Source organism: Streptomyces sp. NPDC005566 (assembly GCF_040605575.1).
Lineage (GTDB): Bacteria > Actinomycetota > Actinomycetes > Streptomycetales > Streptomycetaceae > Streptomyces.
Window position 1 is genome coordinate 17,113 of the sequence record NZ_JBEXDB010000024.1, and the last position, 12,395, is coordinate 29,507.

The 12,395-nt window shown below is 71.1% G+C and carries 11 protein-coding genes; 5 read left to right on the forward strand and 6 right to left on the reverse strand.

Going from position 1 to position 12,395, the window contains the following annotated elements:
* Positions 1–87 precede the first annotated feature (87 nt).
* Complete coding sequence (locus ABZS61_RS30385) at positions 88–1,728, forward strand: phospho-sugar mutase (RefSeq protein WP_356428218.1); 1,641 nt, start codon at positions 88–90, stop codon at positions 1,726–1,728.
* Between the two features lie 252 nt (positions 1,729–1,980).
* Here ABZS61_RS30385 and ABZS61_RS30390 read toward each other — a convergent pair whose 3' ends face one another.
* The gene (locus ABZS61_RS30390) at positions 1,981–2,619 is read right to left on the reverse strand and encodes a PH domain-containing protein (protein ID WP_356428221.1); all 639 of its coding nucleotides are present in this window, start codon (positions 2,617–2,619) and stop codon (positions 1,981–1,983) included.
* Between the two features lie 136 nt (positions 2,620–2,755).
* Here ABZS61_RS30390 and deoC point away from each other — a divergent pair, with 136 nt between their 5' ends.
* Genes deoC through ABZS61_RS30405 form a run of 3 tightly spaced genes read left to right on the forward strand, consistent with a single transcriptional unit; the run spans position 2,756 to position 6,040 of the window.
* Positions 2,756–3,703, forward strand: a complete 948-nt coding sequence (deoC, locus tag ABZS61_RS30395) for a deoxyribose-phosphate aldolase (protein ID WP_351179787.1) — start codon at positions 2,756–2,758, stop codon at positions 3,701–3,703.
* 5 nt (positions 3,704–3,708) lie between these two features.
* Positions 3,709–5,145 carry an aldehyde dehydrogenase family protein gene (locus ABZS61_RS30400; RefSeq protein ID WP_356428225.1) on the forward strand — a complete coding sequence of 479 codons (1,437 nt, stop codon included), beginning with the start codon at positions 3,709–3,711 and terminating at the stop codon, positions 5,143–5,145.
* Entirely contained in the window at positions 5,138–6,040 is a 903-nt protein-coding gene (locus ABZS61_RS30405) for an aldehyde dehydrogenase family protein (RefSeq protein ID WP_351179781.1), read from the forward strand. The genes ABZS61_RS30400 and ABZS61_RS30405 overlap by 8 nt, the downstream gene beginning before the upstream one ends.
* Positions 6,041–6,142: 102 nt before the next feature.
* Here the strand turns inward: ABZS61_RS30405 and ABZS61_RS30410 are convergent, their stop codons facing one another.
* Positions 6,143–6,559: a hypothetical protein gene (locus ABZS61_RS30410; protein ID WP_356428228.1), complete on the reverse strand. Its 417-nt coding sequence runs from the start codon at positions 6,557–6,559 to the stop codon at positions 6,143–6,145.
* Between the two features lie 63 nt (positions 6,560–6,622).
* Between ABZS61_RS30410 and ABZS61_RS30415 the strand changes: the two genes are divergently transcribed.
* Entirely contained in the window at positions 6,623–7,333 is a 711-nt protein-coding gene (locus ABZS61_RS30415; RefSeq protein ID WP_356428231.1) for a uridine kinase, read from the forward strand.
* 21 nt (positions 7,334–7,354) lie between these two features.
* Here ABZS61_RS30415 and ABZS61_RS30420 read toward each other — a convergent pair whose 3' ends face one another.
* The 4 genes from ABZS61_RS30420 to ABZS61_RS30435 form a co-directional block, all read right to left on the reverse strand.
* The gene (locus ABZS61_RS30420) at positions 7,355–8,419 is read right to left on the reverse strand and encodes a hypothetical protein (RefSeq protein WP_356428234.1); all 1,065 of its coding nucleotides are present in this window, start codon (positions 8,417–8,419) and stop codon (positions 7,355–7,357) included.
* Positions 8,420–8,423: 4 nt separating this feature from the next.
* A complete protein-coding gene (locus ABZS61_RS30425; protein WP_356428236.1) occupies positions 8,424–10,688 on the reverse strand; it encodes a hypothetical protein in 2,265 nt (754 codons plus the stop codon).
* A 69-nt stretch (positions 10,689–10,757) separates the two neighbouring features.
* A complete protein-coding gene (locus tag ABZS61_RS30430; RefSeq protein WP_356428441.1) occupies positions 10,758–11,159 on the reverse strand; it encodes a hypothetical protein in 402 nt (133 codons plus the stop codon).
* A 415-nt stretch (positions 11,160–11,574) separates the two neighbouring features.
* Positions 11,575–12,351, reverse strand: coding sequence for a SigE family RNA polymerase sigma factor (locus ABZS61_RS30435; RefSeq protein ID WP_356428239.1), 777 nt, complete (start codon positions 12,349–12,351; stop codon positions 11,575–11,577).
* Positions 12,352–12,395: the final 44 nt, after the last annotated feature.

Sequence of the window (12,395 nt, forward strand, 5' to 3'; positions counted from 1 at the left end):
CCGGGGCTCGTCGGCCGGGGGGCGGAGCCCCCGCAGCGCAGCGGCCCGCCCGGGCCCACACAACCGCACCGCAGAAAGGCGGACACCGTGCAGCAGGACCTCATCACGCAGGCCAGGACCTGGCTCGCCGAGGACCCGGACCCCGAGACCCGCGCGGAGCTCGCCGGACTCGTCGACGCCGGGGACCTGGCCGCTCTCGCCGACCGCTTCGCGGGCACCCTGCAGTTCGGCACGGCCGGCCTGCGCGGTGAGCTCGGCGCGGGCCCGATGCGGATGAACCGGTCCGTGGTCATCCGCGCCGCCGCCGGCCTCGCCGCGTACCTGACGGCGCAGGGGCAGGCCGGCGGACTCGTCGTCATCGGCTACGACGCCCGCTACAAGTCGGCCGACTTCGCCCGCGACACCGCGGCCGTGATGACCGGAGCGGGCCTGCGCGCCGCCGTGCTCCCCCGCCCGCTGCCCACCCCCGTCCTCGCGTACGCCATAAGGCATCTGGGCGCCGTGGCGGGCGTGGAGGTCACCGCCAGCCACAATCCGCCGCGCGACAACGGCTACAAGGTCTACCTCGGCGACGGCTCGCAGATCGTGCCGCCGGCCGACGCGGAGATCGCCGCCGCGATCGCGGCGGTCGGCCCGCTGGAGACCGTGCCGCGTCCCGGGGCCGGCTGGGAGACCCTCGGCGACGAGGTCCTCGACGCCTACCTCGCCCGTACGGACACCGTCCTCGGTTCCGGCTCCCCCCGCACCGCGCGCACCGTCTACACGGCCCTGCACGGCGTCGGCACCTCCGTCCTCACGGCCGCCTTCGCACGGGCGGGTTTCCCCGCGCCCGTGCTCGTCACCGAGCAGGCGGAGCCCGACCCGGCGTTCCCCACCGTCGCCTTCCCGAACCCGGAAGAACCCGGCGCCATGGATCTCGCCTTCGCCACCGCGCGCCGCTCGGATCCGGACATCATCATCGCCAACGACCCGGACGCCGACCGCTGCGCCGTCGCCGTACCGGACGCGTCCGCGGACGGCGGCTGGCGGATGCTGCGCGGCGACGAGGTGGGCGCCCTGCTGGCGGCACACCTGGTGGACCGGGGCGTCACGGGCGTGTTCGCCGAGTCGATCGTGTCCTCGTCGCTGCTCGGCCGGATCGCGGAGAAGGCCGGCCTCGGGTACGAGGAGACGCTGACGGGCTTCAAGTGGATCGCCCGCGTCGACGGTCTGCGCTACGGGTACGAGGAGGCGCTGGGCTACTGCGTGGACCCGGACGGGGTCCGCGACAAGGACGGCATCACGGCCGCGCTGCTGATCGCCGAACTTGCCTCCGTACTGAAGGAGAAGGGCCGCACCCTCCTCGACCTGCTCGACGACCTCGCGCTCGCGCACGGCCTGCACGCCACGGACCAGTTGTCGGTCCGGGTCGAGGACCTGACGGTCATCGCGGACGCCATGCGCCGCCTGCGGGAGAACCCCCCGGCCGCACTGGCCGGCCTCCCCGTCACCTCGGCCGAGGATCTGTCCCGGGGCACGGAGCAGCTGCCCCCCACGGACGGTCTGCGCTACCACCTCACGGGAGCCCGGGTCATCGTCCGCCCCAGCGGAACCGAGCCGAAACTCAAGTGCTACCTGGAGGTCGTGGTGCCGGTCGCCTCGGCGGACGAGCTCCCCGCGGCCCGGGAACGGGCCACGGAGCTGCTCAACGGCATCAAGCGCGACCTGGCTGCCGCCGCCGGCATCTGAGGGGACGGCCGGACCCCGCCTGCCGGCCGTGACGGGCGGACGGGGTCAGGTCCGGCAGGGTCGGGCGGGCGACGGCCACCGGGCCGGTGGGGCGGACCACGCGGGCCGCGTCGCGCGGCGCACCGATGGGGCCCCGGTGAGCAGCAGGGCGACGGCCCTGATCCCGATCGTCAGCATGCGGCGGGCTCGATGCCGGTGAAGGCGCGGCACGAAGGCCGGACGGCCGCCGCCGAGGATCAGCGGAACGCCGCCTCAGGCGATCGCGAGCAGCACCACGAGCAGCACCGCACCGACGACGGCCGGGGCGATCACCTCGTACGCCCAGCGCACCGACGCCGTGGTCACGGCCTCCTCCTTGCGCCTGCCCGCCCGCTCGGCCAGCTCCCGCAGGTCCCGCACCGACTGGTCGGCGGCGGCGGCGCGGGCCTGCATGTCGCGGACGTCGGCGTGCACGGACGTCCGGCCGTACGGGTCGTCGTGCGCCTCCCGGGTCGCCTTCCGCGCCGCACGCTTGCGCTCGCGCAGCGATACGGGCACCGCCCACAGCTGGTACTTCTTGCCGTCCTGGGTGAACAGTTCGCTGGAGTACGAGGCCCGGACGTCGGAGACGTCGGTCCAGGGCAGCACGATCGTCCGGAACGGGTTGCGGATGCGGATCCGCTCCTCACCGGCGAACACGGCCGGCCGCAGGGTGAACGCCACGATCAGCGGAATCAGGGTCAGCAGCGCGGCCAGCGCCTGCCACGGCACCCACCCGTTGCCCCGGATCACCGCGTCGCCGCCGATCCAGCCGACCAGCAGGATCAGCAGCGCGCCGCTGACCAGCCCGGCGACCGACCGGAAGGTCCGGTCGGCGTAGGCGGGCTCGGCGGGAGGTGTGGGGCTCGTCATGGTCCCGATTCTGCCTGACGGGCGCGCGCGGTGGCGGGGCGCCCGTCCGCCGCCCGCGTACGGCCTGCGGGAGACGCGGAAACGGGGAGGGCCCTGTACAGGTCGCTACGCGCGTAGATATGCTCATGTGGTGACCATGCCCACCACTGCACCCGCATTCGCCGACGCGACCGCGTCCGACAGTGCGCTGCGCCGCTTCCTGCACGGGCTGCCCGGCGTAGACACCGTCGGCCTCGAAGCGCGCGCCGCCTCCCTCGGTACCCGATCGATCAAGACGACTGCCAAGGCGTACGCCATCGATCTCGCCATCTCGATGATCGACCTGACGACGCTGGAAGGCGCGGACACCCCGGGCAAGGTCCGGGCTCTCGCCGCCAAGGCCGTCAACCCCGACCCCACCGACCGCACGACCCCGCGCACCGCCGCGGTCTGCGTCTACCCCGACATGGCGGCCACCGCCGCCGCCGCGCTGGCCGGCTCCGGAGTGAAGGTGGCGTCCGTCGCGACGGCCTTCCCCGCCGGACGGGCCGCGCTGGACGTCAAGCTCGCGGACGTCCGCGACGCCGTGGCGGCCGGGGCCGACGAGATCGACATGGTGATCGACCGCGGCGCCTTCCTCTCCGGCCGTTACCTGAAGGTGTACGAGGAGATCATCGCCGTGAAGGCCGAGTGCGGTTCGGCCCGACTGAAGGTGATCTTCGAGACCGGCGAGCTGTCCACGTACGACAACATCCGGCGGGCCTCCTGGCTCGGGATGCTGGCGGGCGCGGACTTCATCAAGACGTCGACCGGCAAGGTGGGGACCAACGCCACCCCGGCGAACACGCTGCTGATGCTGGAGGCCGTGCGCGACTTCCGGGAGCAGACCGGAGTGCAGATCGGTGTGAAGCCCGCAGGCGGCATCCGCACGTCCAAGGACGCGATCAAGTTCCTGGTCCTGGTGAACGAGACCGCGGGCGAGGACTGGCTGGACAACCACTGGTTCCGCTTCGGCGCCTCCAGCCTGCTGAACGACCTGCTGATGCAGCGCCAGAAGCTCAGCACCGGCCGTTACTCCGGCCCCGATTACGTGACGGTGGACTGATCCCCATGGCATCTGTATTCGATTACGCACCGGCTCCGGAGTCCCGCTCCGTCGTCGACATCGCCCCCTCGTACGGCCTGTTCATCGACGGCGAGTTCACCGAAGCCGCCGACGGCAAGGTCTTCAAGACGGTCAGCCCGTCGTCCGAGGAGGTCCTCTCCGAAGTCGCCCGGGCCGGCGCCGAGGACGTGGACCGGGCCGTGAAGGCCGCCCGCAGGGCGTTCGAGAAGTGGTCGGCGCTGCCCGGCTCCGAACGCGCCAAGTACCTGTTCCGGATCGCCAGGATCATCCAGGAGCGCTCCCGCGAACTGGCCGTCCTGGAGACCCTGGACAACGGCAAGCCGATCAAGGAGACCCGCGACGCGGACCTCCCGCTGGTCGCCGCGCACTTCTTCTACTACGCGGGCTGGGCCGACAAGCTCGACCACGCCGGGTACGGAGCGAACCCGCGCCCGCTCGGTGTGGCCGGACAGATCATCCCGTGGAACTTCCCGCTCCTGATGCTCGCGTGGAAGATCGCCCCGGCGCTCGCCACCGGCAACACGGTCGTGCTGAAGCCCGCGGAGACGACCCCGCTCTCCGCGCTCTTCTTCGCCGACATCTGCCGTCAGGCGGGCCTGCCCAAGGGTGTCGTCAACATCCTGACGGGGTACGGGGACGCGGGCTCGGCCCTCGTCGAGCACCCCGACGTCAACAAGGTCGCCTTCACGGGATCGACCGCGGTCGGCAAGGCCATCGCCCGCCAGATCGCCGGTACGGGCAAGAAGGCCACCCTGGAACTGGGCGGCAAGGGTGCCAACATCGTCTTCGACGACGCACCCGTCGACCAGGCCGTCGAGGGCATCGTCAACGGGATCTTCTTCAACCAGGGCCAGGTCTGCTGCGCGGGCTCGCGGCTCCTCGTACAGGAGTCCGTCCAGGACGAGGTGCTGCACTCCCTCAAGCGCCGCCTGTCCACGCTCCGCCTCGGCGACCCGCTGGACAAGAACACCGACATCGGCGCGATCAACTCCGAGGAGCAGCTCTCCCGGATCACCGCGCTCGTCGAGACGGGCGAGGCGGAGGGCGCCGAGCGCTGGTCCGCCCCGTGCGAACTGCCTTCCTCCGGCTACTGGTTCGCACCGACCCTGTTCACGAGCGTCACGCAGGCGCACCGGGTGGCCCGCGACGAGATCTTCGGCCCGGTGCTTTCGGTGCTCTCCTTCCGCACGCCGGACGAGGCCGTCGCCAAGGCCAACAACAGCCAGTACGGCCTCTCGGCGGGCATCTGGACGGAGAAGGGCTCCCGCATCCTCGCGGTGGCGAGCAAGCTCCGTGCGGGCGTCGTCTGGGCCAACACGTTCAACAAGTTCGACCCGACCTCGCCGTTCGGCGGATACAAGGAGTCGGGCTTCGGCCGCGAAGGCGGCCGCCACGGTCTGGAGGCCTACCTCGATGTCTGACGGACGACTGAGCGTCTTCAAGACCTACAAGCTGTACGTCGGGGGCAAGTTCCCCCGCTCCGAGAGCGGCCGGGTGTACGAGGTGACGGACTCCAAGGGCAGGTGGCTGGCGAACGCCCCGCAGTCCTCCCGCAAGGACGCGCGTGACGCCGTCGTGGCCGCGCGCAAGGCGTTCGGCGGCTGGTCGGGGGCGACCGCGTACAACCGCGGCCAGGTCCTCTACCGCGTCGCGGAGATGCTGGAGGGCCGCCGGGAGCAGTTCGTACGGGAGGTGGCGGACGCCGAGGGGCTGTCGAAGTCCAAGGCGGCTGCGGTCGTCGACGCGGCGATCGACCGCTGGGTCTGGTACGCGGGCTGGACCGACAAGATCGGCCAGATCGTGGGCGGGGCGAACCCGGTCGCGGGGCCGTACTTCAACCTGTCCACCCCGGAGCCGACCGGTGTCGTCACGGTCCTGGCCCCGCAGGAGTCGTCGTTCCTGGGCCTGATCTCGGTGATCGCACCGGTGATCGCCACCGGTAACACGGCGGTCGTCATCGCCTCGGCGGACGCCCCGCTGCCCGCCCTCTCGCTGGGCGAGGTGCTGGCCACCTCGGACCTGCCGGGCGGTGTGGTGAACATCCTGTCGGGCAGGACGGCGGAGCTCGCCGCGCCGCTGGCGTCCCACCAGGACGTCAACGCGATCGATCTCACGGGTGCGGTCGCGGGCAGCGAGCTCGCGAAGGACCTGGAGATCGCGGCGGCGGACAACGTGAAGCGGGTTCTTCGTCCACAGGCTGTGGACGGCGCGGACTGGACCGCCGATCCGGGCACGCGCCGCCTGACGGCCTTCCTGGAGACCAAGACGGTCTGGCACCCCACGGGCGCCCTGGGAGCCTCCGGCTCCTCGTACTGACCGCCTACGGCCCCTTGGGCACAGCACGCAGGGCCGCTCCCCGGGGCGGCCCTGCGTGCTGTGCCCGTGCGCACCGTGCCTGCTGTGCGCACCGTGCGTGCGTCAGCCGGTGATCAGGCCGGTGACCTGTCCCACCACGGGAAGGTCACCGAGCGCCGCGCCACTGGTCAGCGGGTCGGTCACGATGGCCGTGGTCACCGGCTTGAAGTCGGCGACCTGGGTACCCACGGCGTTGTCCAGAGGGTCGACGCCCGTCCCGGCCAGCGGGTCGAGCTGCAGATCGGTGACGGGGGCGACGGCACCGGCGAGCCCGTAACCGAGCGCGCTGGTCAGCGCGGGCGCAGCCGCGTCGCTGACCGCCCCGAGGGTGCTGTCCGCGCCGGTGGCCGGAGCGGCGGGCAGCGGTGCCGCCTGGGCCGCCGCACCTCCCGCACCGAGCGCCGCGCCCAGCGCGGTGAGGGTCAGACCGGCGCGCAGCAGGGCGCGGCGCCGGGGCTTGGAGAGTGCATGACGTGCCATGTTTTCCCACCTGATCGAGGCCGTTTGAGTAATCGTTCGTGCGCGCAGAGTAGTTGAGGTGTGATGCTGGATACCAACAGGACCTCCCGGGGATCCCCTGCGCGGGTCAATGCCTCACACTTCTGTTCTGTGAGTTCCCAACCGATCCCCACTCGAGTCGTGCTGCTCGCCGGTCCCTCCGGCTCCGGCAAGTCCTCCCTCGCCGCCCGTTCCGGTCTTCCGGTGCTGCGGCTGGACGACTTCTACAAGGAGGGCAACGACCCGACGCTGCCTCTGGTCACCGGCAGCACGGACATCGACTGGGACTCGGCCCGGTCCTGGGACGCGGACGGGGCGGTCGCCGCCATCGCCGAACTGTGCCGCACCGGGCGTACGGGCGTCCCGGTGTACGACATCGCCACGAGCTCCCGGGTCGGCCGCGAGGCGCTCGACATAGAGCGCACACCCCTGTTCGTCGCCGAGGGCATCTTCGCCGCGGACATCGTGCAGCGCTGCCAGGAACTGGGTCTGCTGGCCGACGCGCTGTGCCTGCGCGGGCGCCCGTCGACGACGTTCCGGCGGCGGCTGGCGCGGGATCTGCGCGAGGGCCGGAAGTCGGTCCCGTTCCTGCTGCGCCGCGGCTGGCGCCTGATGCGGGCCGAGCGGCGCATCGTGGCCCGCCAGGCCGCGCTGGGCGCGTACCCGTGCGGCAAGGCCGAGGCCCTGGGTCGCCTGGCCGCGGCCGCGGCGGGCCGCTGCCGCCGGGCGAGCGTGGGGGCGCCGGTCCCGGAGTAGGGACCGGCGCCCGACGTCGCCTCAGCCGGTGACGGGGGCGGCGCAGCCGAAGGTCTTGGCTGCGGCCTTCACGAAGGGCTCGAAGTAGGTGCCCCTGGACGGCAGGTCAGCGTGGCTCTTGCTCGCCTCCAGGTACTGCAGCCCCGACGCGTACGCCACGTAGAGGGGGGCTCCCTCGGCGCAGTGCAGGAGCATCGCCGGCGACTTGCCGACGGCATCGGCCTCCCGGCCGTCCGGCCCCTTGCCCTTGGTCGTGCCCGGCGCCTTCCGCACGGCGGCGATGAGCAGCGGGTCCCGCGACGCCGTGTACGTCATGAAGCCGTCCTCACGTGCGGAGTCACGCGAGTCGGTGTCCAGGGTCAGCTTGCAGGACCACAGGTCGGCGGGGGCTTTCTGGCCCGCTTCGAGCACCTTCGTACCTGTCGGCACCTGGTCGCGTACGGAGAAGCCGTCCAGGCCGCACACCTGCCCCTCGGAGACCGGACGGGCTGCGCCGGAGACCGGCGACAGGAGCGTTCCGGGCTTCTCGGGGAGGTCTCCGCACTTCGTCCCGGCCGCGACGGCTCGCGCGGTATCGGTGGTCAGCGCGGCGAACGCGGGCCTGTCGGAGACCGGCTCGGTGGAGCTGACCCTGACCATCACCGGCTGGTCCGCCCAGCACTTCTCCGGCAGCAGAGCCCAACCCGTGTAGGTATCCACCCCTCCGGTTGCCCTGCCGGCGAAGAACGACGTGTCCGACAGTTCCGGTGACCTGTCGGTCCCCAGAAGGTCGGCCCCCTGTTCCGCCTCGACCCGGACGGTCAGTTCGCCCCCGCCGGACCCGAGCAGGACGGACGACTTCTCGACCCTGCACACCGTGTCCGTGAGGTCCTTGTCCAGCCCGTCCCCCTCGGCGTCGAGACGACCGGCCCCGGGGAGGACCACATCCGCCCGCGTCGTGGAGACCAAGCCGCCACAGAGCCGGTCCTCCGTCAGCACATTGGTGTTGCGCCAGGCGTGCAGCAGGCCGGCGACCACCACGACCGACACGGCCACAACAGCCCAGACCTTCCACGCCGGCCTCGTACGGCCCGCAGCTGTGCTCACTTGCTCACTTCCTGGTTCGCAGGGCCGAGTACGCTTCTTCACGGCCGGTGATGTAGCTCTGCTTCGCCTCGCCCTTGGCGTTCTCCGCCGCATCGGTGCCTTCGGCCTCCCGGGTCTCGGCCCAGGAGTCGATGAGGTTGTTCGTTCCGGCTATGCCGCCCGCCGTCTCCTTGCTGACGCCCTCGCGTGCGATGTTCTCCTGCTCCGTGATGACGTCCTTGGACCACTCGTACGTGGCGGCGTCCACGGCACGTTGCGCGATGTCGCCGACCTGCGGAATCGTGTTGGCCAAGGCCCCGAAGCCGTGGTAGGCGTAGCGTGCCTGGTCGTTGATCTTCCCGACCTCGGCGTCCCTGACGTCGAGCACCATGTCCGTGCCGATGGCGTTCATGCCGCCGAATGCCTCGCCCACATGCCGCGCCTTGATGTCCCAGTTGGTCACGTTCTCCGTCAGGCTGCTCTGCGGCACCTGTCGGCCGGTCTCCAGATACTCCGCGGCGTAGCGGCGCTGACCCTCGTACAAGGAGTCGAATACGCGTACGGGCTCGCCGTCCGCGTTCTCTCCGATCACTCCGTCGGACACCCCACGCATCACCCGCAGCAGACTCTCCTTGCTGTTCGTGATGGAGGCGCTGTCGCCCGATCCGGTGGGACGGTCCTGGCCGACCGGGCTGTCCGGCGCATAGCCGCCCAGGATGGCGTGCGTGTCCGCCGTGTAGTCGTTCAGTGCGCGGCCGAGCGGGGCCTTGAGGTTCTCGGGAACGGTGTCGCCCTGGGTGTCCTTGTCCAGCGTCGCGATGACCGCCTGCATGACCCGGGCCTGGCTCTCGCTGTGCGGCCCGGGCTTGCCCAGGGGCGTTCCGGGCTCCTGCCCGGTCGTCCCGGCCTCCAGGGCCGCCCCCAGGCCGTGACGGCTGAGAGGGTCGTCGGTGGTGATCACCCGGGGGCCGGCCACGATGGTCTCCTGGGGCCACTCCCGCGCTCCGTCCCCGCTGCCTATCAGGTAGTCGAGATGCGCCTGCCCGCCGCCCAGGTCCGGGTTGAAGAAGGCGGTCGACGCATCCGGGTTCTTGCTCATCACACCGAGCAGACTGTCGAGCGCGTCGGCCCGGCCCTCGCGGTGGTTGCCGCCCCACTGCTCGAATATGGCGCGGTTGTCCTTCTCGGCGGCGATCATGTCGTCGCCGAGCCGGTTGAGGAACTGGTCGTCGAACGGCACGTCGGCGTGCGTCATCATCTCGACGAACGGGCGGTAGCCGTAGAGCGGGTTGGTGTTCGAGTCGAAGTTCTTGGCGCCGGCCTCCTTGAGGCCGTCCGTGAACCGACGGTAGAACGCGCCGTCGCCGCTGTTCAGCCAGGCCTGGTACTTCGCCGAGCCGGGCGCGGCGTCCGCCATCGAACCCGGCACCTGGGTGGCCGTCGCCACGGTGTTGGCCAGCCCGCCCATCAGCCTCGTGGACTGGGCACCGGAGGCTCCGCCCTCCTGCTCCCGGTCCGACAGGACATCGCTCAGCCTGACGGTGTCCTCAGGACCCAGCTTCGTCAGCAGGGACTGGCTGAACACCTTGTCACCGGCGTTGTCCCGCATCGAACGCTCGAACTCGGCGAGGTCGGCGGCGGAGACCTTCTTGCCGTCGATCAGGCGCTCCGCGATCTCCTCGGTGTTCCGCGCCTCGTACTCCTCGATGTCGCCGACGGGCTTCGCGTTGAAGCCGTTCGTCGTGCCGTCGGTGATGTCCGAGTCCTGCACGACCGCCTTCAGGGCGATCTCCACACCCGTGTCCGCGTCCGTCGTCGCGGCGACCAAGCGGTCTATCTCCTGCTGCCAGGAGGTGACCGCCTCCCGCACCGACTTCTGGTAGTCCGGGTCGTGGTGGTACGCGGACCGGGTCCCCTCGTTCAGCGCCGCCGTGTCGAAGGTGACCCGGCCGGAATCCGAGACGTTCATCCCGGCCTTCACGGCGCCGCTCCTCGCCGTCTGGAGCTTGCCCTTGAACTCGGTGAACTGGGTGTGCGCGTCCCGCAGCAGCGAGGCGACCGCCTTGGCCTCGGCCTCGGCGGCCTTGTACTCGTTGAGGGTGATGCCGAACGACGCGTTGGCGGCGTTCGAACTAAGTCCGATCCAGCTCTGGCCCAGCGTGATGCCGTGGACGTCCTTCTCGTACTGCTTCTCCCGCTTGTTGAACTCACCCGCCATGTCCGTCCACTTGTCCGCGGCCTTGGTCAGGCAGGACAGGTCCGTGGTCATGATCTCGTGGTAGCTGGGCATGCCTTAGTCCCCGTCGTCCGCGATGCCTGGTGAAACGTGTCGGTCCGGTCTCTTCCCGCCCGGCAGGGATCAGTAGCCCACGAACGGCGAGGGGGGCCCGATCAGCTGCTGAGTGGTGAGGTCGGTGCCGCGGAAGATGGTGTTGGTGTCGCGCAGGGCGCTCTTCTCGCGGGCTAGTCGGTTCATCAGGTTCCGCACCTGCTTGTCCCACGCGGTGTGGGCGTCCTTCATCGCGCGCGAGGTGATCCAGCCCTCACCGTCCTTGGCTCCGAGGGCTCTGACCGCGGCGCCGTTCTCCTCGCTCGCCCAGTCGCCCGACTTCTTGGTGTCGGGTTCGATGTGCTGCTCGATGGCGTCGGCCGCCGCGCGCTTCTGCGCAGGGGTGGAGACCAGCCCCGGGCCCTGCCCGGGCGCGAACGGTCCGTAGACGGGGGGCGGGGAAGGATCTGCCGGGGCCTCGTTGAGTCGCATCGACACGGGTGCGGCACCGTCACCGGCCATCGCTGTCGAGTCGCCTGCCTGACTGCTCACTTGCTCCCCCATGGATTGCTCGGCCCACCCTCCCCGGCGGGGCGGCACAGACTAACAAGGCCTGATCCGGCCCCCGGGCACAGGGGCAGCGGGGCCGTGCAGGACCCCCCGGCCCGTACGACCCCGCTGTGTATCCCCCGTGGCCCGCGCCTCCCCCGAAGCGGTGGACCCTTTCCCTCTGTTGCTCCCCCGTTGTCCCCCCGGGGTCCTCTTGGTCCCCGTTCACTGCTCCCCCGTGGCCCCCGCCTCCCCCGAAGCTGCGGCCACTTCCCCCGTACCGCTGCCTCCCCCGAGGCTGCGGAGTACCGCCGCTTCCCCCGAAGCCGCGGCCCGTTCCCCCGTTCCCCCTTGCGCCTCAGGCCACCAGCTCGCCGAAGGACTCCTCCTCGTCACGGCCGAAGCTGAGGACCTCGTCCTCGCGCAGCCGGCGGAGCGACCGCCAGATGCTCGACTTCACCGTGCCGACACTGATGTCGAGGATGGACGCGATCTCCGGGTCCGTGCGGCCCTCGTAGTAGCGGAGGACCAGCATCGTGCGCTGGAGTTCCGGCAGCCGTGCGAGGGCCTGCCAGAGCACCGCCCGCAGCTCCGTGCCGCGCATCGCGTCCATGTCGCCCACCGTCTCCGGCAGCTCCTCGGTCGGGTACTCGTTGAGCTTGCGCCTGCGCCAGGCGCTGATGTGCAGATTGGTCATGGTGCGGCGGAGGTATCCGCCGACCGCCGCCTTGTCACTGATCCTGTCCCACGCCCGGTACGTCGAGAAGAGGGCGCTCTGCAGCAGATCCTCCGCCTCGAACCGGTCGCCGGTCAGGTGATAGGCGGTCGCGTACAGGGAGGCGCGGCGCTCCTGGACGTAGGCCGTGAACGCCGCTTCGGCATCCTCGGTCCGCTCCAGGGGCTTCCGCTCCCCCGTGGCCTCCCCGTACGCGGTTCCCCCGTCGGCCCCGTTTCCCCCGTGGCCCCCGTTTCCCCCCGTGGGCGCGTCAACCATCGTCAGGTACGACGAGTGCTGACGCCCGGCGCCGCGGAAGCACCCCCGCCCTCCCCCGGCGCCGGACTTCTCCGGGCTCCGGCCGACGTCGTGGAGGCGCGTGACAACTGCGCTTGAGGTGGTGCTGTGCAGTGCGTTCATCTCGCGCCCCCCGTCGGTGGAGTCCGTTCGTTCCGTGTGCCAAT